General features: G+C 55.9%; 23 protein-coding genes and 1 pseudogene. 13 read left to right on the plus strand and 11 right to left on the minus strand.

The annotated features are described in order from the left end of the window. Nucleotide 1 precedes the first annotated feature (1 nt). Genes D5067_RS04440 through D5067_RS04450 form a run of 3 tightly spaced genes read right to left on the minus strand, consistent with a single transcriptional unit; the run spans nt 2 to nt 2927 of the window. A complete protein-coding gene (locus D5067_RS04440) occupies nt 2–1129 on the minus strand; it encodes an ABC transporter ATP-binding protein (protein WP_119936106.1) in 1128 nt (375 codons plus the stop codon). A 12-nt stretch (nt 1130–1141) separates the two neighbouring features. Further along, nucleotides 1142–2044, minus strand: coding sequence for a carbohydrate ABC transporter permease (locus tag D5067_RS04445; RefSeq protein ID WP_119936105.1), 903 nt, complete (start codon nt 2042–2044; stop codon nt 1142–1144). After that, nucleotides 2037–2927 carry a carbohydrate ABC transporter permease gene (locus D5067_RS04450; RefSeq protein ID WP_119936104.1) on the minus strand — a complete coding sequence of 297 codons (891 nt, stop codon included), beginning with the start codon at nt 2925–2927 and terminating at the stop codon, nt 2037–2039. The genes D5067_RS04445 and D5067_RS04450 overlap by 8 nt, the downstream gene beginning before the upstream one ends. A 543-nt stretch (nt 2928–3470) precedes the next feature. Between D5067_RS04450 and wzz(fepE) the strand changes: the two genes are divergently transcribed. Continuing rightward, nucleotides 3471–4610, plus strand: coding sequence for an LPS O-antigen length regulator Wzz(fepE) (wzz(fepE), locus tag D5067_RS04455; protein WP_119936103.1), 1140 nt, complete (start codon nt 3471–3473; stop codon nt 4608–4610). A gap of 43 nt (nt 4611–4653) precedes the next feature. On the opposite strand, the gene D5067_RS04460 is transcribed toward wzz(fepE), so the two are convergent. Continuing rightward, a complete protein-coding gene (locus D5067_RS04460; protein WP_119936102.1) occupies nt 4654–4977 on the minus strand; it encodes a cupin domain-containing protein in 324 nt (107 codons plus the stop codon). A 135-nt stretch (nt 4978–5112) separates the two neighbouring features. On the opposite strand from D5067_RS04460, the gene D5067_RS04465 reads away from it, so the two are divergent. Beyond that, nucleotides 5113–5805: an aspartate/glutamate racemase gene (locus D5067_RS04465; protein ID WP_119936101.1), complete on the plus strand. Its 693-nt coding sequence runs from the start codon at nt 5113–5115 to the stop codon at nt 5803–5805. Here D5067_RS04465 and D5067_RS04470 read toward each other — a convergent pair. Then, complete coding sequence (locus D5067_RS04470; RefSeq protein WP_119936100.1) at nt 5800–6726, minus strand: LysR family transcriptional regulator; 927 nt, start codon at nt 6724–6726, stop codon at nt 5800–5802. The two genes, D5067_RS04465 and D5067_RS04470, sit on opposite strands and share 6 nt — an antisense overlap. 123 nt (nt 6727–6849) lie before the next feature. Here D5067_RS04470 and lysA point away from each other — a divergent pair, with 123 nt between their 5' ends. Beyond that, nucleotides 6850–8112 (plus strand): diaminopimelate decarboxylase, encoded by a 1263-nt coding sequence (gene lysA / locus D5067_RS04475; RefSeq protein ID WP_119936099.1) that lies wholly within the window; start codon nt 6850–6852, stop codon nt 8110–8112. Here lysA and D5067_RS04480 read toward each other — a convergent pair. After that, entirely contained in the window at nt 8082–9119 is a 1038-nt protein-coding gene (locus D5067_RS04480; protein ID WP_119936098.1) for a LacI family DNA-binding transcriptional regulator, read from the minus strand. The two genes, lysA and D5067_RS04480, sit on opposite strands and share 31 nt — an antisense overlap. A 299-nt stretch (nt 9120–9418) precedes the next feature. Here D5067_RS04480 and D5067_RS04485 point away from each other — a divergent pair, with 299 nt between their 5' ends. The 4 genes from D5067_RS04485 (at nt 9419) to D5067_RS04500 (ending at nt 13504) form a co-directional block, all read left to right on the plus strand. Further along, nucleotides 9419–10744 carry a PTS sugar transporter subunit IIC gene (locus tag D5067_RS04485; protein ID WP_119936097.1) on the plus strand — a complete coding sequence of 442 codons (1326 nt, stop codon included), beginning with the start codon at nt 9419–9421 and terminating at the stop codon, nt 10742–10744. A gap of 7 nt (nt 10745–10751) precedes the next feature. Beyond that, complete coding sequence (locus tag D5067_RS04490; protein WP_119936096.1) at nt 10752–12179, plus strand: glycoside hydrolase family 1 protein; 1428 nt, start codon at nt 10752–10754, stop codon at nt 12177–12179. Nucleotides 12180–12257: 78 nt separating this feature from the next. After that, the gene (locus tag D5067_RS04495) at nt 12258–13031 is read left to right on the plus strand and encodes a GntR family transcriptional regulator (protein WP_119936095.1); all 774 of its coding nucleotides are present in this window, start codon (nt 12258–12260) and stop codon (nt 13029–13031) included. Next, the gene (locus D5067_RS04500; protein ID WP_119936094.1) at nt 13028–13504 is read left to right on the plus strand and encodes a GNAT family N-acetyltransferase; all 477 of its coding nucleotides are present in this window, start codon (nt 13028–13030) and stop codon (nt 13502–13504) included. The genes D5067_RS04495 and D5067_RS04500 overlap by 4 nt, the downstream gene beginning before the upstream one ends. Here the strand turns inward: D5067_RS04500 and galR are convergent. Further along, nucleotides 13465–14481, minus strand: a complete 1017-nt coding sequence (galR, locus tag D5067_RS04505) for an HTH-type transcriptional regulator GalR (RefSeq protein WP_119936093.1) — start codon at nt 14479–14481, stop codon at nt 13465–13467. The two genes, D5067_RS04500 and galR, sit on opposite strands and share 40 nt — an antisense overlap. 621 nt (nt 14482–15102) lie before the next feature. Here galR and aas point away from each other — a divergent pair. Further along, nucleotides 15103–17262: a bifunctional acyl-ACP--phospholipid O-acyltransferase/long-chain-fatty-acid--ACP ligase gene (gene aas, locus D5067_RS04510; RefSeq protein WP_119936092.1), complete on the plus strand. Its 2160-nt coding sequence runs from the start codon at nt 15103–15105 to the stop codon at nt 17260–17262. After that, nucleotides 17255–18448 carry a lysophospholipid transporter LplT gene (gene lplT / locus D5067_RS04515; protein ID WP_119936091.1) on the plus strand — a complete coding sequence of 398 codons (1194 nt, stop codon included), beginning with the start codon at nt 17255–17257 and terminating at the stop codon, nt 18446–18448. Before aas ends, lplT begins: the two co-directional genes overlap by 8 nt. A gap of 93 nt (nt 18449–18541) precedes the next feature. On the opposite strand, the gene D5067_RS04520 is transcribed toward lplT, so the two are convergent. The 4 genes and pseudogenes from D5067_RS04520 to D5067_RS04535 all read right to left on the minus strand — a co-directional run. After that, complete coding sequence (locus D5067_RS04520; protein WP_119936090.1) at nt 18542–19582, minus strand: NADP(H)-dependent aldo-keto reductase; 1041 nt, start codon at nt 19580–19582, stop codon at nt 18542–18544. A gap of 131 nt (nt 19583–19713) precedes the next feature. Beyond that, complete coding sequence (locus tag D5067_RS04525; protein ID WP_119936089.1) at nt 19714–19932, minus strand: YgdI/YgdR family lipoprotein; 219 nt, start codon at nt 19930–19932, stop codon at nt 19714–19716. Between the two features lie 129 nt (nt 19933–20061). Then, nucleotides 20062–20754 (minus strand): DNA mismatch repair endonuclease MutH, encoded by a 693-nt coding sequence (gene mutH / locus D5067_RS04530; protein ID WP_119936088.1) that lies wholly within the window; start codon nt 20752–20754, stop codon nt 20062–20064. A 154-nt stretch (nt 20755–20908) separates the two neighbouring features. Beyond that, nucleotides 20909–20995 (minus strand): annotated as a pseudogene (locus D5067_RS04535) (hypothetical protein); the annotation flags it as partial. A gap of 442 nt (nt 20996–21437) precedes the next feature. Here D5067_RS04535 and rppH point away from each other — a divergent pair. The 4 genes from rppH to thyA all read left to right on the plus strand — a co-directional run bounded on the left by rppH (nt 21438) and on the right by thyA (nt 26109). Further along, a complete protein-coding gene (gene rppH, locus D5067_RS04540) occupies nt 21438–21968 on the plus strand; it encodes an RNA pyrophosphohydrolase (RefSeq protein WP_119936087.1) in 531 nt (176 codons plus the stop codon). 12 nt (nt 21969–21980) lie between these two features. Beyond that, complete coding sequence (ptsP, locus tag D5067_RS04545; RefSeq protein ID WP_119936086.1) at nt 21981–24227, plus strand: phosphoenolpyruvate--protein phosphotransferase; 2247 nt, start codon at nt 21981–21983, stop codon at nt 24225–24227. Nucleotides 24228–24432: 205 nt separating this feature from the next. Next, the gene (lgt, locus tag D5067_RS04550) at nt 24433–25308 is read left to right on the plus strand and encodes a prolipoprotein diacylglyceryl transferase (RefSeq protein ID WP_119936085.1); all 876 of its coding nucleotides are present in this window, start codon (nt 24433–24435) and stop codon (nt 25306–25308) included. Nucleotides 25309–25314: 6 nt separating this feature from the next. After that, nucleotides 25315–26109 carry a thymidylate synthase gene (gene thyA, locus D5067_RS04555; RefSeq protein WP_119936084.1) on the plus strand — a complete coding sequence of 265 codons (795 nt, stop codon included), beginning with the start codon at nt 25315–25317 and terminating at the stop codon, nt 26107–26109. Nucleotides 26110–26111: the final 2 nt, after the last annotated feature.

Genomic DNA, 26111 nt, shown 5'->3' on the forward strand with positions numbered 1-26111 from the left:
ATCAGAGAGAGATGTTCTGCTCGGTTTTTGCGTCAAAAATATGACACTTATTCATATCAAACTTGAAGTACACCTTACGGTGAAGGCCTTTGTCGATCATTGGCTTAGCTTCATCGGAAGGAATTCGGGCGGTCAGCTCGTAGTCCGCGACTTTCAGGTACACGAAGAATTCGTGGCCCATGTTCTCGACCCGCACCATCTCGCCGCTGCAGCCGCCGTCCTGGAACGGTTCGTCAGAGAGCGACACGAATTCCGGGCGCACGCCGTAGAAGACCTCCTGACCGGCCCAGGCGGACACTATCTCCTGCTTCCCGGCGTTTAGCGGCATGGTTTCATTGCCGATGGCAATATGCAGCTGGCCCGCGTTGTCCACCAGCTGACACTTGCGAATGTTCATCTCCGGCGCGCCGATAAAGCCCGCCACGAACATGTTCTTCGGCTTGTGGTAGAGGTTATCTGGCGTATCCACCTGCATGATGTGACCCAGCTTCATCACGCAGATGCGGTCGCCCATGGTCATCGCTTCGGTCTGGTCGTGCGTCACGTAAACGGTGGTCGCCGGTTTGCCAGAGGCCTTCAGCTGCTTGTGGAGGTCAGAGATACGGATGCGCATTGAGGCGCGCAGCTTGGCGTCCAGGTTAGACAAAGGTTCGTCAAACAGGAACACGTCCGGCTTTTTCACAATCGCACGGCCTACGGCCACGCGCTGCGCCTGGCCGCCGGAAAGCTGGCGCGGCAGACGGTCCAGCAGCTCATCCAGCTCAAGGATTTTGGCCGCTTCATTTACCTGAGCTTCAATCTGATCTTTCGGCAGCTTGCTCAGCTTCAGACCGAAGGCCAGGTTTTCGCGCACGGTCATGTGCGGATAGAGCGCGTAGTTCTGGAACACCATCGCAATCCCGCGCTCTTTCGGCGCGAGGTTGTTCACAATCTTCTCGCCAATACGCACTTCGCCGCCGCTGATGGTCTCCAGCCCGGCCAGCATGCGCAGGGTGGTGGATTTAGCGCAGCCGGACGGTCCGACGATCACCATGAATTCCCCTTCAGCGATCTTAAGGTCGATAGCATGTACCGCTTTGAAGCCGTTGGAGTAAACCTTTTCCAGTTTGTTGAAGATAACTTCAGCCATGATATTTCCCTCTTAACCTTTAATTCCGCTGCTGGTGACGCCCTGTACGAAGTAGCGCTGTGCCAGGAAGAAGACAATGATGGATGGCAGAATGGAGATGCTCGCCATTGCCAGAATTTCGTTCCACGGCGCACCTTCGGTGACGTCGATGGACATTTTCAGAGCCAGTGCAATCGGGTATTTGTCCACGCTGTAGACGTAAATCAGCGGCCCGATGAAGTCGTTCATAGACCACATGAACTGGAACAGCGCGACGGAGATAATGGCCGGTTTCAGGATCGGCACCACCACGTACCACAGCACCTGGAAGGAGTTACAGCCGTCAATTTGCGCCGCTTCTTCCATGTCACGCGGTACGCCGCGCAGGAACTGGATCAGCATGAAGACGAAGAACCCTTGCGTAGCGAAGGCCAGCGGCAGGTACAGCGGCATATAGCTGTTCAACATGCCCATTTCACGGAACATCAGGTACTGCGGGATCAGCAGCACGGTGCTTGGCAGCAGCATCGTGGTGATGAGCGTGGCGAACCAGAATTTCTTCCACGGGATCTCGAAGCGGGCAAAGCCGTACGCCACGATGGTGGAGGAGATAATGGTCAGGATCACTTTCGGGATCACATACTTAAAGGTGTTCAGCATGTAGTGGCCGAAGTTGTATTCGGTCCCGGTTTTCCAGCCGTTCACGAAGCCATCCCAGGTCGCGTGGGCAGGCCAGAGGCTCAGGGTGGTGAAGATCTCGTGGTTCGGTTTGAACGACGCCGAGAACATCCACACCAGCGGATAGAGCATCAGCAGGCCGACAAGCAGCAGGATCACGTAGCGAATACTGGCGTTGATTTTCTCTCTGCGCAGCGTGCGGGCGACTTCGCGCTCGGCAACGCTTCGTGCCGTGGAGAGTTGTTGGATATCAGCCATTTTTGCCTCCTTTATCGGCGGAGTAGAACACCCAGTATTTCGAAGACTTAAAGGCGATACCGGCAAAGACGGCGACCACCAGGAACAGAACCCACGCCAGCGCTGCGCCGTAGCCCATATCGAAGTATTTGAACGCGGTGTCGTAGATGTAGAGCGAGAACAGGTAGGTCGAATAGGTTGGCCCGCCGCCGGTAATCACGTACGGCCCGGTAAATTCCTGGAACGCCTGGGTGGTCTGCATAATGAAGTTGAAGAAGATCACCGGCGTAATCAGCGGTACGGTCACTTTTGTGAACATCTGCCATTTGGATGCACCGTCGATCATCGCCGCTTCATACTGCGACTGCGGAACGTTTTGCAGCGCGGCCAGGAAGATGACCATCGCGGAACCGAACTGCCAGACGCGCAGCAGGGTGACGGACATCAGCGCCAGCGACGGCTCGCCGAGCCAGTTCACCGGGTCAAAACCAAATACGCCAATAAAGCTGTTCAGCAGGCCATCGATGGCAAACAGCGCGCGCCACAGTACGGCAATTGCCACGGAGCTGCCGAGGATTGACGGAATATAGTAGGCGGTACGGAAGAAACCGATGCCGCGTAATTTAAAGTTCAGAACAAACGCAATCCCTAATGCGAAGGCGAGCTTAAGCGGGATGGTCAAAAATACGTAGGCAAAGGTAACGCCCATGGATTTCCAGAAGAGAGTGTCCTCGGTAAACATGTAGCGATAGTTCTCGATGCCGTTAAAGACCGGCGGACTCATCAAATCGTAATCCGTAAAGCTGAGGAAAAACGATGAGACGAAGGGGAAAGCCGTAAAGAGTATCAACCCAATTATGTAGGGTGATATCCACGCTAACCCCAGCAGCTTGTTTTCATTCATACATACCTACCTGGCGATCGATGGTTAAAACGGAATCTGCATTTGTTACGACGTCTCACGCCCGCACAGCACGGCATAAGAAACAATAATCCGGGTGGTGCACACAGCACTTACTTCATTTAACTTTGTTTTATAAGTGTTTTTTTAAGATATCTTGTCTGCGTACGGCATGGGTTTCAAATCATACGAACCGCTGTTCTTGAATACTAAAACGCCGTTTTATTTTATTTTATTGCTATTTATTTCTACGTCATTCGCTTAATGATGGAAATGTGATCAAGGTCGAAACGCTGTTTCAATAAGGTGAGGCAGGTGGCATTTTTGACTTTCAGGGGAAGGGCGCGGTCAACTTTCAGGTGCGTTGGGAAGAAAAATGAGAGGGGGATAATTAACAATGAAATTGTGAATACGGTAACTACTAATTCTGATAGTCGGTGCACAGTTAGGGCAAACTCACGTTCAGATAATTCTTACTTTCTTGTATCATCAGGCCACCCGAACCCATCGGCAGAAATTTACTGCATCCTAAAAAGAAGAACGGTTATGTCAGCAATGGACTTCAAAAAAAATACGGACCTCGATTTTCCCCGTTATGCCTCCCCGGCAATCAGTTCTAAAGAGATCGACCTTCTGGGATTATTAGATATCCTGCTGGCGGCAAAAAAACGTATCGTCGCCATTGCATTTGCGTTCGCCCTTGTGGGCCTGGCCATCGCGTTTTTAATCCCGCAAAAATGGACCAGCAAAGCCGTGATTACCCCGGCGGAGCAGACGCAGTGGAACCCGCTGAGCCAGATGCTGGTGGCGCTGCAGGTGCTGGATGTGGACGTGAAGGTAAGCCGCCCGGACGTCTTTAACCTGTTTATCAAAAAATTCCAGTCGCAGTCATTGCTCGAAGAGTACATGAAGAGCTCGCCTTACGTGATGGCCCAGCTCGACGGCACGGAGATCGACCCGCTGGATCTGCACCGCGCCGTGGTGAATATTTCAGAGAACATGAAAGCGAAAGATAACGTGCAGGTAAAAGACGCCGATAAAGCGCCCTACGTATCCTGGACGCTGAGCTTTACCGCGCCGACGGCAGGTGATGCGCAGACCGTGCTCACTGGCTACATCGACTATATCTCCCGCATCGTTGAGCAGGAGACGATGGTGAATATTCGTAACCAGATCACCCTGAAAACGAAAGTGGTAAAAGAGCAGCTGGAGCTGGACCGCGTGCGTTTAACCAATATCCATAATACTAATCTTCAGCGTCTGAATTACTCCCTGGAAGTGGCTAATGCAGCGGGTATTAAGAAGCCGGTTTACAGCAACGGCCAGGCCGTGAAAGACGATCCGGACTACTCCATCGCGCTGGGTGCGGATGGCATTGCGCAGAAACTGCAGATTGAAAAGAACCTGAAGGACGTGGCAGAGCTGAACGCCGATTTCCAGAACCGTGAATACTATCTGACTCAGCTGGAAAAATTGTCCGTTGAGGACGTGACGCTTGAGCCGTTTAAATACCAGCTTTCACCGTCAATGCCGGTGAGGAAAGACGGTCCGGGTAAAGCGCTGATCGTGATTCTGGCGGGAATTCTGGGCGGCCTGTTTGCGTGCGGGAGCGTCCTGCTGCGTGAGGCAATGCACTCGCGTAACCCGCTTCCTGAGCCGATCGCGCCTGAGCCGGTAACGGAATAACGCGGGGACAGATAAATAAGGCGCTGATGACAGCGCCTTTTGTTTATTTGAGGAAGTCTTCGCGAACCGGCGTAAAGGTGTCCAGCAGCGTGCCCGGCTTCAGGCATACGCAGCCGTGCATAACGTGCGGCTCTTTGTAGAGCGTATCCCCGGCGGTCACGACATGTTTTTCTTCACCGATGGTGAACTCGAACTCGCCCGAGAGCACATAGGTTAATTGCTCGTGCGGGTGATTGTGCATCGGGCCGATCGCTCCCTGCTCAAAGTTGACTTCAACCGCCATCATCTTACCGTCATGCGCCAGAATACGACGCGTCACGCCGTTGCCGAGATCGTCCAGCGTGGTCTCTTTGTGGAAAATAAACATATCTTCGCCTTTTATTCACTGAAACATTGTTTCATTTAATTTATATCACCCTGCATTAAAAAGAAACGATGCGACAAAGAACTGGAAACAGGATCACAAGTTTGCTTCACTGGGATAAACATATAAGGAGGGATGATGAAAACGATTGGCCTGTTAGGTGGGATGAGCTGGGAATCGACCATCCCCTATTATCGCCTGATTAATGAAGGCGTGAAGCAGCGCCTGGGCGGGCTGCACTCAGCCAGCCTGCTGCTGCACAGCGTGGATTTTCATGAAATTGAAGCCTGTCAGTCCAGCGGCGACTGGGAGAAAGCCGGAGAAATACTGGCAGACGCCGCGCAGGGGCTGGAGCGGGCGGGCGCGCAGGGCATCCTGCTGTGTACCAATACCATGCACAAAGTTGCGTCACAAATAGAATCGCGCTGTGCGCTGCCGTTCCTGCATATCGCGGATGCGACCGGGCGCGCCATACGCGCATCCGGAATGTCACGGGTGGCGCTGCTGGGCACACGCTACACCATGGAGCAGGACTTCTATCGCGGGCGGTTGCACAGCGAGTTTGGCATTGAAAGCCTGATCCCGGATGACGCGGACCGGGCGCGCATCAATCAGATTATCTTCGACGAGCTTTGTCTCGGCACCTTCAGCGAAACGTCCCGCGCGTACTACGTCAGCGTTATCGAAAGGCTCGCGCAGCAGGGAGCGGAAGGGGTGATCTTCGGCTGCACGGAGATCGGTCTGCTGGTGCCGGCCGAGCGAAGCGCCATTCCGGTATTTGACACCGCGGCTATCCACGCCGCCGATGCCGTCGAGTTTATGCTGTCATAGGGGGTTTTGCAGGTCAGGTAAGCGAAGCGCCACACGACGCGCGTGCTCGGTCAAATGCCCGGTGAACGCGTCCACCAGCGCCGAAGCCGGACGGTGCAGGGGGCGAATAAGGCTCACGGTGAAGGGAACGGAAACGCTAAAACGGCGGATGACGATCCCGCTTCCGGCATAGTCCAGCGCCGTGAGGGGATTGACGACCGCGACGCCCACGCCCGAGCGCACCATGGCGCAAATTGACGCCGCGCTGTGCGTTTCCACCACCATCCGCCGCTTCACCTGATGCTCGGCAAACAGCGTGTCCAGCAGCTGACGGTAGCTGTCGGTTTGCGACAGGCTAATATAGTTCTCGCCGTGGAAATCCGCAGGGGTAAGCACCTCTTTGCAGGCGAGGGGATGGCCGGCGGGCAGGACGCAGACTTCGTCTAACGAAAGCAGCTCCGTGCGCGCCGTGCCGGCAGGCGTGGCGAGGGTTTCCGTCAGCCCAAGATCGTGGCGCTGGGCCGACAGCCACTCTTCCAGCAGCGGCGACTCCTGCGGCACGATGGTGAGATTGACCTCCGGGTAGCGGGCCAGAAAAGGCTGCAGCAGCGCTGGCAGGAACGACTGTGAAAAAACGGGCAGGCAAACGATGGACAGCTCCCCCTGGCGAAACTCGCGCAGGCTCTCTGCCGCGCTGACAATTCTGTCCAGCCCGTACCACGAGCGCTGCACCTCTTCAAACAGCCGCAACCCCTGAACCGTGGGATGCAGCCTGCCGCGCGCGCGTTCAAATAACGTTAACCCCAGCACCTTTTCGAATCGCGCCAGCTCGCGGCTGACCGTCGGCTGCGAGGTGTGCAGCATCTGCGCGGCTTCGGTGAGATTGCCGGTGGTCATCACGGCGTGAAAAATCTCGATATGGCGGAGGTTAACGGCGGGCATAAGGCACCTGTTGGCTGAACGTTATCCATATCATTTTTGCATAGACTCACGATAAAACGATATTTTTTATTCTCTTCAGGCTGTGGCGTAATCATAAAAAAATGTGATTGCCCGGAGAAGACCATGCCACGCCCGCTGAACCAGACTGATACCGATTTGAACGCCGACAACCTGCTGCGCCTGCCTGCTGAATTTGGCTGCCCGGTGTGGGTGTATGACGCGCAGATAGTTCGCGAAAAAATTGCCGCCTTACATCAGTTTGACGTGGTGCGTTTTGCCCAGAAGGCCTGCTCCAATATTCATATTCTGCGCCTGATGCGCGAGCAGGGGGTGAAGGTGGACTCCGTGTCGCTGGGCGAAATCGAACGCGCGCTGGCGGCCGGGTTTGACCCGAAAGCCGACAGCGATGCCATTGTCTTTACCGCCGACCTGATTGACGAGGCTACGCTTACGCGCGTCCACGAGCTGCAGATCCCGGTCAACGCCGGATCTGTAGACATGCTGGAACAGCTCGGGCAGGTCTCGCCCGGCCACCGCGTCTGGCTGCGCGTCAACCCGGGGTTTGGCCACGGCCACAGCCAGAAAACCAACACCGGTGGCGAAAACAGCAAGCACGGCATCTGGTATGCCGATCTGCCTGCCGCGCTGGCGGTGCTGCAGCGCTACGGCCTCAAGCTGGTGGGCATTCACATGCACATTGGCTCCGGCGTGGATTACGGTCACCTTGAGCAGGTGTGCGGGGCGATGGTGCGCCAGGTCGTGGACTTCGGCCAGGATCTGGAGGCGATCTCCGCCGGCGGCGGGCTGTCTATTCCCTACCGCGAAGGTGAAGAGGCGATCGACACCGATCACTATTACGGCCTGTGGAGCAACGCGCGCGACAAAATCGCCGCCCATCTGGGTCATCCGGTGAAGCTGGAAATTGAACCGGGCCGTTTCCTGGTGGCAGAGTCGGGCGTGCTGGTGTCGCAGGTGCGCAGCGTGAAGGAGATGGGCAGCCGTCACTTTGTGCTTATTGATGCAGGCTTCAATGACCTGATGCGTCCGTCCATGTACGGCAGCTATCACCATATTACGGCCCTGGCCGCCGACGGTCGCGACTTGATCAACGCCCCGCGCGTTGAGACGGTGGTGGCCGGCCCGCTGTGTGAATCCGGGGATGTGTTTACCCAGCAGGAAGGCGGCAAGGTGGAAACCCGCGCGCTGCCTGAGGTGAAGCCGGGAGATTACCTGGTCCTGCATGATACCGGTGCGTACGGGGCGTCTATGTCCTCAAACTACAATAGCCGCCCGCTGCTGCCGGAAGTGCTGTTTGATAACGGCGTGGCGCGGCTTATCCGCCGTCGCCAGACCATTCAGGAGCTGCTGGCTTTAGAACTCATCTGAGTAAAGTACGGCCCCGTTGTCACCGAGTCGCGCAGGACCAGCGTGCCGGTAAACGGCGGGATCGCTTCGACCGGCTGGTTCTTCGCCAGCCGGATCGCCTGATCGATAGCGGTCACGATCATGCTGTCTATCGGCAGGTAGACCGACGATAGCGCGGGCTCCAGCCATTTCGCGCTGGGAGCATCATCGAAACCAAACAGCGAAATATCCTGTGGGATCTTCAGCCCGGCCTGGTGTAATGCTTTGGAGGCGCCCAGCGCCATATCGTCGTTACAGGCAAACAGGGCGCTAAACGAAACCTTCTCGTCGATAAGCTCCTTGCACAGCTCGTAGCCGCGCGTCATTCCCGCATCGCCGTACTTAATCCGCCGCTCGTCGAGACGAATACCGTGCTTTTCCAGCGCTTTGCGGTAGCCCATCAGGCGCGCTTTGCCGGTCGGGGTGTGGATTGGCACGGTCATGCAGGCGATCTCGCGATGCCCCTGGCTTATCAGATAATCCACCGCTTTGAAGGCGGCATCCTGCTGTTCGAAGAAGACGCAGCGATCCGCCGCCTGGCTGACTTCACGGTTGATCACCACCAGCGGCGTTTGCACGCTGTCGATCAGCTTCATGATCGCCTTTTCGCTCATGTAGCGGGTGTACAGCACGATGGCGTCGCACTTGCGATCGGCCAGCATCTGCACCGCCTGTTCTTCCTGCTCCGGCGCATCGTGGCCGTCGGTGACGATCAGCTGTTTACCGTGCGTTTCCGTCTGCCGCGAGGCCTGCTGCAGCAGGCGGCCAAAGTAAAAACCGTCGAACGTTGAAACCACCAGACCAATGCTGTTGCTGGTCTGGTTAGCCAGTGAACGCGCGAGAAAGTTAGGCCGATAGCCCAGCTCTTCCATCGCAGCAAACACCTGCTTTCGCGTACTCTCTTTAACCTGACCCGTGCCGTTCAGCACGCGCGAGACGGTGGCCTTCGACACGCCCGCACGCAGTGAGACATCCAGCATTGTTGCCATTCGAAATTCCTGCTTCCACGTTATGTTCTGCAGTTTAACACAGACCTTACGGCGCATAAGCGACGCGGGACGGGCAAAACCCCATGAGGATCACGCTTTTCGGTAACGATCCTTCCGCGCGGAATAAATGGCTGAAAGTGGTATGCCAAATTGGTCATAAATCGCAATCTGGAATACCTCTGGCGGCGTTGAGAGCTTAATCACAGAACAATTATCGTCATAAAGCTATTTTTGGTATGCCAATAGTATCCGGCTGTACACCTTATTCAATAAAAGCCCTTTTACTGAGGTATTACCCTATGGCATTACAGGAAAAACTGATCGACGCTCTGGGCAGTTTTGCCACCAAATTCAACAGCTATCGCTACATCATGGCGATCAAGTCCGCCTTTATCACCCTAATGCCGGTCATCATCGTTGGGGCATTCTCGGTGCTGATCTCCAACATGGTCCTGGATCCGAAAAACGGCCTGGCGAGCTTTCAGTCGCTGTCGTTTCTCGCCGCGCTAAAGCCGATCACCAGCGCGCTAAACTACGCCACGCTTAACTTCCTTAACATCGGCGCGGTGTTTTTGATTGGCGTGGAGCTGGGGCGCATTAACGGGATCAAATCTCTGTTTCCCGGCCTGCTGGCGGTCATCTGCTTTATCTGCGTCACGCCGACCACGGTAGAAATGCTGGTGGACGGCGAAATGCACGTGGTGAAAGACGTGCTGCTGCGCCAGTTCTCCGATACCCGCAGCCTGTTCCTCGGCATGTTTATCGCCATTCTCTCCGTTGAGGTTTACTGCTGGCTGGAAAACCGCAAAGGTCTGAAGATTAAGATGCCGGATACGGTTCCGCCTAACGTGGCGGCGTCGTTCTCAGCCCTGATCCCGGCGATTATCACCACCACCGCGATTGCCACCTTTGGCTTCGTTTTCCACCAGCTTACCGGCATGTATCTTTACGACGCGGTGTACCAGGTGGTGCAACAGCCGCTGGAGCGCGTGGTGCAAAGCTTGCCGGGTATCCTGCTGCTGATGTTTGTCGCCCAGCTGTTCTGGGTGATTGGTATTCATGGCAATCAGATGATCAAGCCAATCCGCGAGCCGCTGCTGCTGGGGGCAATCACCGTCAACATGAGCGCCTTTGAGCAGGGCAAAGAGGTGCCGAATATCATCACCATGCCGTTCTGGGATGTGTACATGAGCATTGGCGGTTCCGGCCTGACCATCGGCCTGCTGATCGCAGTGATGATTGCCACGAAGCGCAAAGAGATGAAGGAGATCGCCAAGCTCTCCATCGGCCCGGGCCTGTTTAACATTAACGAGCCGGTTATCTTCGGTATGCCAATCATGCTTAACCCGATCCTCGCCATTCCATTCATCATCACCCCGCTGGTGACAGGCTCGATAGGCTACTTTGCGACGGTAACCGGCTTTGCCGGCAAAGCCGTGGTGATGGTGCCGTGGACCACGCCGCCGCTGATTAACGCCTGGCTTTCTACCGCAGGCTCGATGGGGGCGGTGATTACCCAGCTGATCTGCATCGTGACGGCGGTGCTAATTTATCTGCCGTTTGTGAAGATTGCCTCACGCCGTGCGGAGCAGGCCGCGCTGCAACACGCCACCGACAACCCATGAGGATGTGATGAGCACAAAACAGATAGCTATTCCGCAGGATTTCATTCTGGGCGCGGCCGCCTCGGCCTGGCAAACCGAGGGCTGGAGCGGCAAAAAGCCGGGGCAGGATTCGTGGCCCGATCTCTGGTACAAAAACGATCGTCACGTCTGGCATAACGGCTATGGCCCGGCGGTGGCGACCGATTTTATCAACCGCTTTCGCGAAGACGTGGCCCTGATGAAGCAGGCGGGGCTGACGCACTACCGCACCTCCATTAACTGGTCGCGCTTTCTCACCGATTATGAAAACGTGACGGTGGATGAAGAGTACGCCGCATATTACGACGCGCTGTTCGACGAAATGCACCGTCAGGGCATCGAACCGATGATCTGCCTTGAGCATTACGAGCTGCCGGGCGTACTGCTGGAAACCTATGGCGGCTGGGCGTCGAAGCATGTGGTTGAGCTGTTTGTCCGCTATGCGGAAAAGGTGTTTGACCGCTACCACGGAAAAGTGACCCGCTGGTTCAGCTTCAACGAGCCGATTGTGGTCCAGACGCGCGTCTATCTCGACGCGCTGCGCTGGCCGTATGAGCAAAACACCGCCACATGGATGCAGTGGAATCACCATAAGGTGCTGGCGACGGCAAAGGTTGTGAAGCTGTTCCGCGACAGAGGGTATGGCGGGTCGGTTGGCTGTATTCTCAACCCGGAAGTGACCTATCCGCGCTCCCGCGCGCCGCATGACGTCAGGGCGGCAGAGATCTACGATCTGTTCTATAACCGCGTGTTCCTGGATCCGCTGGTGCACGGGCGCTACCCGCCGGAACTCTTCACCCTGCTTGAGCAGCATCAGGTTGAGTGGGACTACACGGCGGACGAGCTGGCGCTGATCGCCGAAAATACCGTGGACGAGCTGGGCATCAACCTCTATTACCCGCACCGCGTCAAAGCGCCTTCCCGCGCCTGGCATCCGGACACGCCGTTCCACCCGGCCTATTACTACGAGCCGTTCGAGCTGCCGGGGCGGCGGATGAACACCTCCCGGGGCTGGGAGATCTCCCCGCGCATCATCTACGACATGGCGATGCGAATTAAAAATGACTACCGCAACATCGACTGGTTCGTGGCGGAAAGCGGGATGGGCGTTGAAAACGAGGCGCAGTTCCGCAATCGTGACGGCATTATCGACGATACGTACCGCATCGACTTTATCAGCGAGCACCTCTACTACACGCTGCTGGCGCGTGAAGAAGGGGCAAACTGCCACGGCTATATGCTCTGGGCGTTCACGGATAACGTTTCCCCGATGAACGCCTTTAAAAATCGCTACGGATTAATTGAGATCGATCTCGATAACAACCGCGCCAGACGGGCAAAAAAATCGGCCGCCTGGTTCAGGCAGCTGCGCGACGAGCGCGTGCTAACCCTCAGCGTTGACGATGAATGGAAGTGAGCCTTCTGGTAAAATAGCGCACAAACTGGCCGGGAGGACGCCCGGCCTGCGCATTAACTGAAAAACACAGGTGAAAACGTGGATAAGGCTGTCATCCTGCCGGAAAGAAAACAGTACCAGGAAATTGGCGAGGATTTACGGGCGCAGATTATCCAGGGGCACTATCCCGTTGGGTCGCGCCTGCCGCCGGAGCGCAACATTGCTGAGACCTATGGCGTCAGCCGCACCATCGTGCGAGAGGCACTGCTGATGCTGGAGCTGCAGGGCACGGTGGATATTCGCCAGGGCTCCGGCGTCTACGTGATGCGTATTCCTGAAGAGCACGAAAACGAGGAAGAGCGTTTCCTCAACAGCGACGTAGGCCCTTTTGAGATTTTGCAGGCGCGCCAGCTCCTCGAAAGCAACATCGCCGCCTTTGCTGCCAAAATGGCAACGCGCGCGGATATCGACAACCTGCGCCGGATCGTCGAGCAGGAGCAGCGGGCCATTGCCGCCGACGACAACAGCCAGGATAACAACAAGATGTTCCACCTGGTGCTGGCGGGGGCGACGCAAAACCAGATGCTGCTGGCAACGGTTGAGAGCGTCTGGCATCACATGGACAGCAGCCCGCTGTGGCAGCAGTTCAACGTCCATATTGCCAGCCGGGCGTATCGCCTCAAATGGCTGGGCGACCGGCAAACCATTCTCGCCGCGCTGCGCCGTCGTGACGTGATGGGCGCCTGGCAGGCGATGTTCCAGCATCTGGAAAACGTGAAAAAGAGCCTGCTCGAGCTGTCGGATGAAGATGCGCCAGATTTTGACGGCTATCTATTTGAATCAGTTCCTGTGTTTCAGGGAAAACTGATGTGAACATTCTGCCGCTTCACGCCGCGCCGCAGTTTGCGGAACAGGTGATCGACTGGATCTGGGAGGCCTTTGGCGACGGGCTGCCGCGTGAATTTTTCCAGAGCGTTGTCGATCACAGCCAGACGCCGGATGCACTGCCGATAACGTTCATTGCCGTTGAGGGCGAACAGCTTCTCGGTACCGTAGGGCTATGGCGTTGCGATCTCATTACGCGCCAGGATCTGTATCCGTGGCTGGCTGCCCTGTATGTGAATGAGGCGGCGCGAGGAAAAGGGCTGGCGGGGAAGCTTCAGGAGCATGTCATCGCCTGTGCCGCGCAGGCCGGGTATACCGAGCTGCATCTGTGGTCCGCCTGCCGCGACTTCTATGAACGCTACGGCTGGCGGTACATCGGCGATGCGCTGGAATACCCGAACACAACGGTTCACCTTTATCGTTATTCGCTCTGCGCCTCGGCAAGCGATACAACCGAGTGACGGCGCACGAGCGTCGGGCTAAACAGATGGGTGATGTCCGGCGGCTGGCGCTGTTCGGCTAGCGCCAGCGCCAGCTCTGCGGCCTGCGTCGCCATGGTAACGATCGGATAACGCACGGTCGTCAGGCGAGGGCGCACGTAGCGCGAGATCAGCACGTCATCAAAGCCAATCAGGGAAATCTCTGCCGGCACCTCGATGCCATTATCGTTCATAACCCCCATCGCACCGGCGGCCATGGAGTCGTTATAGCTCGCCACCGCGGTAAAATTACGCCCGCGCCCTAACAGTTCCGTCATCGCCTGTTCGCCACCGCTTTCGTCGGGCTCACCGTAGGCCACCAGCCGGTCGTTGCACGGCAAACCGTTTTCGCGCAGCGCGTCGTAATAGCCCTGAAGGCGATCTTCCGCATCCGAAATAGGGTGGTTAGAGCAGAGATAACCAATGCGGGTATGGCCCTGCTGGATCAGGTGACGGGTTGCCAGCCACGCGCCGTAGCGGTCGTCGAGCGCCACGCAGCGTTTTTCAAAACCGGGGATAATGCGGTTGATGATCACCATGCCGGGGATTTGCTTCATCAGATGGATCAGCTCGGCATCGGGGATCATCTTGGCATGCACAACCAGCGCGGCGCACCGGTGGCGGATCAGCTGCTCGATGGCCTGGCGTTCTTTTTGTTCGTTGTGGTAGCCATTGCCGATCAGTAAAAAATTGCCCGTCTGGTACGACACCTGTTCAACGGCTTTTACCATCGCACCAAAAAACGGGTCAGACACATCGCCCACCACCAGACCAATAGTTTCGGTAGACTGCTGCGCCAGCGCGCGGGCGTTGGCGTTAGGGTGATAGTTCAGGTTTTCCATGGCGTCCTGAACGGCCTGGCGTGATGCGTCACTGGCTTTAGGGGAGTGGTTAATCACGCGGGAGACGGTCGCGACGGAAACACCTGCCAGACGAGCCACATCCTTAATTGTCGCCATTTAATACCTTCTTATTAGGGGTAAGCGTTTACACACTAACTAGTGTTGCGGAAAAGCGGCGCGCATTCAAGGGGAGCGGGACAACACCCTTGACAAACGTGACGCAGAACACCCCCTGCTTGTGTAATCGTTACACGGGCAGTCGTGTCAAAATAATGTCAATCCGAACCTTTAGTTACACTTTGCCTCAGGCTGTTGCGATTGTCCGATGGCTAAGATATCGAAGGGATTGATAGAGTCGAGATCCCAGAGGTATTGATAGGTGGAATCAGCTCCGGTTGATTAACACGATTTACACCAACCTGCGTTTTTACGCAGGTTTTTTTTGTCTGTAAGTTCAACCTGTAACAGCAAACGATAATATTCACACCTGGTTGCACTTAGGCTCATTCCCTTGCGTTTTCCCGCTGGCGAAGCCGGTAGTGAAAAGCCACAATCAAGATCCCAGAGGTATTGATTGGTGAGAATTCTTAGTACGGTTTCGTACTCATCTCTTGCACCAGCCTGCGCGGATGCGCAGGTTTTTTTTCGCCTCAATTTTTGCTGTCGCTCCCTCCCGACTTCTCGTGTAATCTGCCACCATTGAATAACCCTCCACACTGGCTGGCAAAGGGAGTTGAAATGCTTTTTGGGTTCTTCCGTACACTGTTTCGTATCCTCTTTCGCATTCGCGTCACTGGCGATACCCAGGCGCTGTCTGGCGAGCGCGTTCTCATCACACCAAACCACGTTTCCTTTATTGATGGCATATTGCTGGCGCTGTTTCTGCCCGTGAGGCCCGTATTCGCCGTGTACAGCTCCATCAGTGAAAAATGGTACATGCGCAGGCTGGCGCCGCTGATCGACTTTGTTCCGCTCGACCCTACAAAACCGATGATGATCAAACATCTGGTGCGCCTGGTTGAACAGGGCCGTCCGGTGGTCATCTTCCCGGAAGGGCGCATTTCGGTGACGGGCTCGCTGATGAAAATCTACGACGGCGCGGGGTTTGTGGCGGCGAAGTCAAAAGCGACTGTCGTACCGCTGCGTATTGAAGGGGCGGAATTGACCCACTTCAGCCGCCTGAAAGGGCTGGTGAAGCAGCGTATGTTCCCAAAAATTACTCTGCATATTTTGCCACCGACGTCATTACCGATGCCTGAGGCGCCGCGAGCGCGCGATCGCCGCAAAATCGCCGGTGAAATGCTGCATCAGATTATGATGGAAGCGCGGATGGCGGTACGTCCACGTGAAACACTGTATGAATCGCTGCTGTCGGCGCAGTATCGCTATGGCGCAAAGAAAAACTGCATTGAAGACATCAACTTCACGCCGGATACCTACCGCAAGCTGCTGACCAAGACGCTGTTTGTGGGCCGTATTCTGGAGAAGTACAGCAAGCGGGGCGAAAAAATAGGCCTGATGCTGCCCAACGCGGGCATCAGCGCGGCCGTGATTTTCGGTGCCGTTTCTCGCGGGCGCATTCCGGCGATGATGAACTACACCGCAGGCGTAAAAGGGCTGACCAGCGCCATCACTGCGGCGCAAATCAACACGGTGTTCACCTCCCGCCAGTTCCTTGATAAGGGCAAGCTGTGGCACCTGCCGGAACAGCTGACGCAGGTGCGCTGGGTCTTCCTTGAGGATTTGAAAGCCGACGTCACCACGGGCGACAAGCTGTGGATTTTTGCACACCTGCTCGCGCCGCGTCTGGCGCAGGTTAAGCAGAAGCCGGAAGACGACGCGATTATCCTCTTTACCTCAGGCTCTGAGGGCAACCCGAAAGGCGTTGTTCACAGCCACAAGAGTATTCTGGCGAACGTCGAGCAGATCAAAACGATCGCTGACTTTACCGCGAATGACCGCTTCATGTCGGCGCTGCCGCTGTTCCACTCCTTCGGTCTGACCGTCGGCCTGTTCACGCCTCTGCTGACCGGGGCTGAAGTGTTCCTCTACCCGAGCCCGCTGCACTACCGCATCGTGCCGGAGCTGGTGTATGACCGTAACTGTACTGTGCTGTTCGGCACCTCGACTTTCCTGGGGAACTACGCGCGCTTCGCTAATCCGTATGACTTCTTCCGCGTGCGCTATGTGGTTGCGGGGGCAGAAAAACTGCAGGACAGCACGCGCCAGATTTGGCAGGACAAGTTTGGCCTGCGCATTCTGGAAGGCTATGGCGTCACCGAGTGCGCGCCTGTCGTGTCGATCAACGTGCCGATGGCGGCGAAGCCGGGCACGGTTGGCCGTATTCTTCCGGGGATGGATGCGCGTCTTCTGGCGGTGCCGGGCATTGAGGACGGCGGCCGTCTGCAGCTGAAGGGGCCAAACGTGATGAACGGCTATCTGCGCGTGGAGAACCCCGGCGTTCTGGAAGCGCCAACAGCGGAGAACGTCAATGGTGAGACCGAGACCGGCTGGTACGACACCGGGGATATTGTCCGCTTTGACGAGCAGGGCTTTGTGCAGATCCAGGGACGCGCTAAACGCTTCGCTAAAATTGCGGGTGAAATGGTTTCTCTTGAAATGGTAGAGCTGCTGGCAACCGCGGTGTCTGCTGATAAGCTACACGCGACCGTCGTGAAGAGCGATGCCAGTAAAGGCGAGGCGCTGGTGCTCTTTACGACAGACAGCGAGCTTAAGCGCGACCAGTTGCTTAAGCATGCGCGAGAGCACGGTATTCCTGAGCTGGCGGTGCCGCGGGATATTCGCTACCTCAAGCAGCTTCCGGTACTGGGCAGCGGCAAGCCCGATTTCGTGACCCTCAAAGGCATGGTTGAAGAGGCGGAACAGCAAAATGCGTGAGTCAGTGCACACTAACCCATCTATCTGGTCGAAGGGCATGATGGCCGTCATTGCCGCCCAGTTTCTTTCTGCCTTTGGTGACAACGCCCTGCTGTTTGCCACCCTGGCGTTACTGAAGGCCGAGTTTTACCCGGACTGGAGCCAGCCGATCCTGCAGATGGTGTTTGTGGGTGCTTACATTATCTTCGCGCCGTTTGTGGGGCAGGTAGCAGACAGTTTCCCGAAAGGCCGGGTAATGATGTTTGCCAACGGTCTCAAGCTGTTGGGGGCCGCGAGTATCTGCTTCGGTATCAACCCGTTTATTGGCTACACGCTGGTGGGCATCGGCGCGGCCGCCTACTCGCCAGCCAAGTACGGCATTCTGGGCGAGCTCACGACGGGCGATAAGCTGGTGAAGGCCAATGGCCTGATGGAGTCTTCTACCATTGCCGCGATCCTGATTGGCTCTGTCGCTGGCGGGGTCCTGGCGGACTGGCACGTGCTTGCCGCACTGGGCGTCTGCGCCGTGGTATACGGCGGGGCGGTCGTCGCTAACCTGTTTATTCCCACACTGCCGGTGGCGCGTCCGGGGCAATCCTGGCGTTTTAAACCGATGACCGGCAGCTTCTTCAACGCCTGTCGCGTGCTGTGGCGCAACGGTGAAACGCGCTTCTCACTGATGGGAACCAGCATGTTCTGGGGCGCGGGCGTGACGCTGCGTTTCCTGCTGGTGCTGTGGGTGCCGGTGGCGCTGGGCATCACGGACAACGCCACGCCAACCTACCTGAATGCGATGGTCGCCGTCGGGATTGTCGTCGGAGCGGGGGCCGCGGCGAAGCTGGTGACGCTCGAAACGGTTGCGCGCTGTATGCCGGCGGGTATTTTGATCGGCGTTGGCGTGCTGTTCTTCTCGCTCCAGCATGCGCTATTGCCAGCGTACGTGCTGCTTATTCTGATCGGTATTCTGGGCGGCTTCTTCGTGGTGCCGCTGAATGCGCTTCTACAGGAGCGCGGCAAGCAGACCGTAGGGGCCGGAAATGCCATTGCCGTGCAAAACCTTGGTGAAAACATGGCGATGCTGCTGATGCTGGGGCTTTACTCGCTGGCGGTCAAGGTGGGGCTGCCTGTCGTCGGCATTGGCGTCGGGTTTGGCGCGCTGTTTGCGCTGGCGATTACCGGGCTCTGGGTCTGGCAGCGTCGTCGTTGATAAGTGCGGCCTGATGCCCTCACCCCGGCCCTCTCCCTGTGGGAGAGGGGGCAAACCCTAAAAACGGCAACGTGCGTTGCCGTTTTGCTTTTATCACGGTGCAGGATAAGTATATACCTGATGCACCGCTTCAATCTCCGCTAACACTTCTTCGCTCAGGTTCAGATGGAAACTTTCAACGTTTGTTTTCAACTGTTCCATCGTCGTTGCGCCCAGCAGCGTACTCGCCACAAACGGCTGACGACGCACGAAGGCGAGCGCCATCTGCGCCGCATCGAGACCGTGACGTCTGGCGATATCCACATAGGCCGCGACGGCTTTCTGCGTCTGCTCGCCGCTGTAGCGGGTAAAGCGGCTGAACAGGGTGTTACGCGCCCCTGCAGGCTTCGCGCCGTTCAGGTATTTACCCGTCAACGTACCAAATCCCAGACATGAATAGGCGAGGAGCTCTACTTCTTCATACTGCGAGACTTCAGCCAGACCTACTTCATAGCTGCGGTTCAGCAGGCTGTAGGGGTTTTGAATGGTGACGATGCGCGGCAGATCGTGTTTATCGGCAAGATGCAGGTAACGCATCACGCCAAACGCCGTTTCGTTCGAGACGCCAATGTAGCGGATTTTGCCCGCGCGCTGGCACTCCGTCAGGGCTTCCAGCGTTTCCAGCAGGCTGACGGCCGGTGCGCTTTCGTTCCAGGTGTAGCCGAGCTTGCCAAAGCAGTTGGTTGGGCGCTGCGGCCAGTGCACCTGGTAAAGGTCGAGATAGTCAGTTTGCAGCCGCTTCAGGCTGGCATCCAGCGCCGCGCGGATATTCTTACGATCGAGGATCTGGTTAGGGCGGATCCCGGCATCGTTATTACGTGAGGGACCGCTGACCTTCGAAGCCAAAATCAGCTTCTCGCGGTTGCCGCGTTTTGCCAGCCAGTTGCCCACGTAGGTTTCGGTGAGACCCTGCGTTTCCGGGCGTGGGGGGACAGGGTACATCTCTGCCACGTCAATCAGGTTAATGCCCTGGCTGACGGCGTAATCGAGTTGTGCATGGGCATCGGCTTCGCTGTTTTGTTCACCAAATGTCATGGTGCCCAACCCCAGTTGGCTGATCTCCAGAGCGCTGTGGGGGATACGGTGATAATGCATAGCCGGCTTCCTTCATTAAAATTCAGACAGCGTCAGGAACCTCCCGACAAAGGAATATAAACATGGCAGAGGGGAAGCAAAAGGGGAAGGAAAAAATCTTACAGGCCAGCAAGCCGCTGACCTTTATCTGTTTATCGCTCGATGATTTGTGAAACTTCGTCGCGATTAATCTGCATATTGTTACCTGACTGATCGCGATAGCTCACCAGACCGGTATCATCGTCGACTTCGGGTTTGCCATCGGTCAGGATCATACGCCCATCTTTTGTCGCCATGACGTAATCACTGCTACAACCCGATACCGCAAACGCTAAACCGACTGCTGAAATTAACACTGCCCATTTTTTCATCGTTATCATCCTCACCTGGCTCGTATCAAATCATAGTGTAGTAATAACCTGATATTTCGACAGGAGGAAGGGGGAGAATCTTAAAAACCAGGCGATTGTGTTAAACAGAGCCCAATTTTCGTTAAAAAACTACGTTTTTAGTAAGAAATGGCGAGCCAGCAGTGCGCCCGTGAAATTCTTTTTGAGATAAAAGCCGCGAGGTAGGGTGAGTATCGGCTCACCGCGCGAGCCTACGGCCTCCGTGAGCGCCTTGCTGTTTGCCGCTTTAGGCCGGATCTGTAACACTTCGCCGTGGCGGGCGGTGATACGTTCAACCTGACCCAACACGATCATATCCATCAGTTCTTCCCAGTCCTGACTTAACTGCCTCTCTTCCGCTTCATCGGGGCTCCAGAGCAGGGGGGCACCGACGCGACGTTCCGCGAGCGGGATCTGCCTGTCTCCCTCTACCGGCACCCACAGCACCCGCTTTAGCTTATGGCGAACGTGGCTGGTTTCCCAGGTCACACCGCTATTGCCCGTTAACGGCGCAACGCACACGAACGTGGTCTCCAGCGGTCGTCCCTGGCTGTCTACAGGTATCGTTTTCAGCTCAACGCCAAGGGCCGCAAAATCCTGTTCCGGTTTACTGCCCGCGCTTGCGCCAAGCCACAGCTCAAGCAGCATGCCAATCCAGCCTTTATCGCGCTTAAGATCCTGGGGTATGGGCAAGTTTGCCATTGCGGCCAGTTCTCCAAGTGAAAAGCCCGCCAGACGCTGCGCCTGGTGTAACAGCTGGGCTTCACTGGCTGGTGCAGACAACAGCGGCGCAAGAGAATGCATGATGTTAACCTTTTGATTAAAAAATGTACTGAAAAACTATCCCCTGTGGATAGAGTTTAACTTTTTCTGAGTAAACATGCCATGTGTATGATTTATAGGTTATTTTATCATGTTAATTTCAGTTTGCAGTCGACAAAAAACAGGTTTTTCAAATCTGGTCACTGACAATAAACAGGATCTTACACCATGTTATCCACAGAAAAGTGGGATAACTGGGAATAACCCCTACTACTGTTTCGATTTACAGCCTTGACGTGCGACGAAAATCGAATTTTCACACAATTTGTGCCTAACTTATTGGCACAATCTGTGGATAAAACCGACGCTGTTCGATCTTTCATCAGTACAAGGATCTCTGATGTGACGATCGTCACGTTATTTGCCTTTTGGGGGCTGTAAATGCCTTTAATTACATGAATTATAAGTTATTATTTAATGGCCTTCGCTAAGGCCTTTTTTACCCTTATCAGGTTGTCCATCGGTAATTCCATACTTCTTCACAACTATATCCACAGAAAAGGTGAATAAAATTGGCTTCGTTACGGCTTATCTGTTTATAACTCGGCCCCTATTTGTGAGTTATTCAAATGTTATTAGGTTGCAGGCCTGTAAGAGAGTGGTTTACCGCCTCTCAGTAGTGTGAAACAATCATTCATATATAAGGTTTAGTTTGGGGTAGTCCGGTGATTGATGACGATGGCTACCGCCCAAACGTAGGAATAGTAATTTGTAATCGCCAGGGCCAGGTTATGTGGGCAAGGCGATATGGTCAGCACTCCTGGCAGTTCCCGCAAGGTGGGATCAACCCGGGAGAGTCCCCAGAACAAGCGATGTACCGGGAGCTGTTTGAAGAGGTTGGTTTAAGCCGAAAAGATGTTCGCATCCTGGCTTCGACCCGCAACTGGTTGCGTTACAAGTTACCGAAACGTTTGGTGCGTTGGGACACAAAGCCGGTTTGTATCGGCCAGAAACAAAAATGGTTTCTGCTGCAGTTGGTGGGCAACGATTCAGATATCAATATGCAAACCAGCAGTACGCCGGAGTTTGATGGCTGGCGCTGGGTAAGCTACTGGTATCCTGTTCGTCAGGTCGTGTCGTTTAAACGCGACGTTTACCGTAGGGTGATGAAAGAGTTCGCAAGTGTTGTTATGCAGCTTCAGGAGGCTCCTCCTAAGCCGCAGAACGCACCTGCCTGGCGACGTAAAAGAGGTTAAGCTACGCAAATCATGCTCACCCGCCTGCGAGAAATAGTCGAGAAGGTTGCCAGTGCGCCTCGCCTGAACGAGGCGCTGAATATTCTGGTGACAGACATCTGTCTTGCGATGGAAACCGAAGTCTGTTCGGTGTATCTGGCCGACCATGACCGGCGTTGCTACTATCTGATGGCGACCCGTGGTTTGAAAAAACCGCGAGGCCGCACGGTTACGCTTGCGTTTGATGAAGGTATTGTTGGGCTGGTTGGGCGTCTTGCTGAACCCATCAACCTTGCCGACGCGCAAAAGCACCCCAGCTTCAAATACATCCCCTCCGTAAAAGAAGAGCGTTTCCGCGCGTTTCTTGGCGTACCTATTATTCAGCGTCGTCAGCTGCTGGGCGTGCTCGTTGTTCAGCAGCGTGAGCTTCGCCAGTATGACGAAAGCGAGGAGTCCTTCCTCGTCACGCTTGCCACGCAGATGGCCGCGATCCTCTCCCAGTCTCAGCTGGCTGCCCTGTTTGGTCAGTATCGCCACACGCGAATTCGCGCGCTTCCGGCCTCACCGGGCGTGGCGATTGCAGAAGGCTGGATGGACGCCACGCTGCCGCTGATGGAGCAGGTTTACGAAGCCTCTACGCTTGATCAAGCCCTCGAGCGTGAACGCCTCACCGCCGCGCTGGAAGAGGCGGCAAATGAGTTTCGTCGCTACAGCAAGCGTTTCGCCGCGGGTGCGCAAAAAGAGACGGCGGCCATATTTGACCTCTATTCACACCTTCTCTCCGATGCGCGCCTGCGCCGCGAGCTGTTTGCTGAGGTGGATAAAGGTTCGGTGGCGGAGTGGGCCGTTAAAAAAGTCATCGAGAAATTTGCCGAGCAGTTTGCAGCTCTGACCGACGGTTATCTCAAAGAGCGTTCAGGTGATTTGCGTTCGCTGGGGCAGCGTCTGCTGTTCCACCTCGATGATACTATTCAAGGGGCGAATGCCTGGCCAAAACGCTTTGTGCTGGTTGCCGATGAACTCTCAGCAACCACCCTGGCTGAATTGCCGCAGGACAGGCTTGCCGGGGTCGTCGTTCGCGATGGCGCCGCTAACTCTCATGCCGCCATTATGGTCCGCGCGCTCGGCATCCCGACGGTGATGGGCGCAGATATCCAGCCGTCGGTTTTGCACCGACGCACGCTGGTGGTGGACGGGTACCGCGGCGAGCTGTTGGTCGATCCTGAGCCGGTTCTCCTTCAGGAGTACCAGCGTCTCATCAGTGAAGAGAATGAATTAAGCAAGCTGGCGGAAGATGACGTCAACCTGCCTGCGCAGCTTAAAAGCGGCGAGCGGGTTAAGGTGATGCTTAACGCTGGCCTGAGTCCTGAACATGAAGAGAAGCTCGGCAGCCGTATCGACGGCATCGGACTCTACCGAACCGAAATTCCCTTTATGCTGCAGAGCGGCTTCCCGTCTGAGGAGGAGCAGGTCGCGCAGTATCAGGGCATGCTACAGATGTTTAACGACAAGCCGGTCACGCTTCGTACCCTGGACGTTGGGGCCGATAAACAGCTGCCCTACATGCCGATCAGCGAAGAGAACCCGTGCCTCGGCTGGCGCGGGATCCGCATTACGCTCGATCAGCCGGAGATCTTCCTGATCCAGGTTCGCGCCATGCTGCGCGCGAACGCGGCGACGGGCAACCTCAGCATTTTACTGCCGATGGTCACCAGCATTGACGAGATCGATGAGGCAAAACGCCTGATCGAGCGCGCAGGCCGGGAAGTGGAGGAGATGATCGGCTATGCGATCCCTAAGCCGCGTATTGGCGTGATGCTCGAAGTGCCGTCAATGGTCTTTATGCTTCAGCAGCTGGCAAGCCGCGTAGATTTTATCTCCGTCGGGACCAACGATTTGACGCAGTACATTCTGGCCGTTGACCGAAACAATACTCGCGTCGCCAGTATATATGACAGTCTGCATCCGGCGATGCTTCGGGCATTAGCGATGATCGCCCGTGAGGCGGAACAGTACGATCTCGATCTGCGCCTGTGTGGTGAAATGGCAGGGGATTCGATGTGCGTCGCGATCCTGATTGGCCTGGGGTTCCGTCACCTGTCCATGAACGGTCGTTCAGTCGCGCGCGTGAAGTATCTGCTGCGTCACATCGACTTCGATGATGCCCGCGAATTAGCGGCACGCAGCCTTGAAGCCCAGTTAGCGACCGAAGTACGACACCAGGTGGCGGCCTTCATGGAGCGTCGCGGCATGGGCGGCCTGATCCGCGGCGGCCGCTAATTTGCCTTTCTCCTTCTCCCTGGGGAAAGGGTTGGGGTGAGGGCATCAGGCCGCACAATACCCTATACACATCTTTTACATCTCAGGCGCATCCTCCGCGACCACCTTATGCTATTATTCGCAACCTTGGAGCACCTGCCAACGGCGGGAATGCAATTCTACCGCTGTCCACTTTCAGCGGAATAACAACATCTTGTGGTGACAGATGAACAGTGGCTATCTGCATTTTCCGGAATTTGATCCGGTCATTTTCTCAGTAGGACCTGTCGCGCTTCACTGGTACGGTTTGATGTACCTGGTAGGCTTTATTTTTGCTATGTGGCTCGCGGGCCGTCGCGCCGGTCGTCCCGGAAGCGGCTGGACGAAAAACGAAGTGGAGAACCTGCTTTATGCCGGCTTCCTCGGCGTTTTCCTGGGTGGCCGTATCGGCTACGTCCTGTTCTATAACTTCCCGGTATTCCTGAACGATCCGCTCTACCTGTTCCGCGTCTGGGACGGCGGCATGTCCTTCCATGGCGGCCTGATCGGTGTGATCCTCGTGATGGTGATTTTCGCCAAACGGACCAAACGCAACTTCTTCCAGGTCGCTGATTTTATTGCTCCGCTGATCCCATTTGGGCTGGGCGCAGGTCGTCTGGGCAACTTTATCAACGGCGAACTGTGGGGGCGCGTCGATCCGAGCGTGCCTTATACCATGCTGTTCCCGGGCTCTCGCGCCGAGGACATGGCATTGCTGCCGTCTCATCCTGAGTGGCAGACTCTTTTTGACACCTACGGCGTTCTGCCGCGCCATATGTCTCAGCTTTATGAGCTGGCGCTGGAAGGCGTGGTGCTGTTTATCATCCTGAATCTCTTTATCCGCAAGCCGCGTCCGATGGGGGCTGTCTCCGGCCTGTTCCTGATTGGCTATGGCGCATTCCGTATCATCGTCGAGTTCTTCCGCCAGCCGGATGCACAGTTTACCGGCGAGTGGGTACAGTACATCAGCATGGGGCAGATCCTCTCCATTCCGATGATTGTCGCGGGTGCCATTATGATGATTTGGGCGTATCGTCGTCGTCCACAGCAACAACTTTCCTGAGGAACCATGAAACAGTATCTTGAATTGATGAAAAAAGTGCTCGATGAGGGCACGCCGAAAAACGACCGCACCGGCACCGGTACGCTCTCTATTTTTGGCCACCAGATGCGCTTCAACCTGCAAGAAGGCTTTCCTCTGGTGACGACAAAGCGCTGCCACCTGCGCTCGATCATTCATGAACTGCTCTGGTTCCTGCAAGGCGATACCAACGTTGCTTATCTGCATGAAAACAACGTCTCCATCTGGGATGAATGGGCAGATGAAAACGGCAATCTGGGCCCGGTTTACGGCAAGCAGTGGCGCGCCTGGCCAACGCCTGATGGCCGCCATATTGACCAGATCACCACCGTGTTAAACCAGCTGAAAAACGATCCGGACTCGCGCCGCATTATCGTTTCTGCCTGGAACGTGGGTGAGCTGGACAAAATGGCGCTGGCACCGTGCCACGCGTTCTTCCAGTTCTATGTGGCTGACGGCAAGCTCTCCTGCCAGCTCTATCAGCGCTCCTGTGACGTGTTCCTCGGCCTGCCGTTTAACATTGCCAGCTATGCGCTGCTGGTGCACATGATGGCGCAGCAGTGTGATCTTGAGGTCGGTGATTTTGTCTGGACCGGTGGTGATACTCACCTTTACAGCAACCACATGGATCAGACGCATCTTCAGCTGACCCGCGAACCGCGCGCGCTGCCGAAGCTGGTCATCAAACGTAAACCTGAATCAATCTTTGACTATCGCTTTGACGATTTCGAGATTGAAGGGTACGACCCGCACCCTGGTATCAAAGCGCCTGTTGCTATCTGATA

Origin of the sequence: Enterobacter huaxiensis, assembly GCF_003594935.2 — a bacterium.
Taxonomy (GTDB): Bacteria; Pseudomonadota; Gammaproteobacteria; order Enterobacterales; family Enterobacteriaceae; genus Enterobacter; species Enterobacter huaxiensis.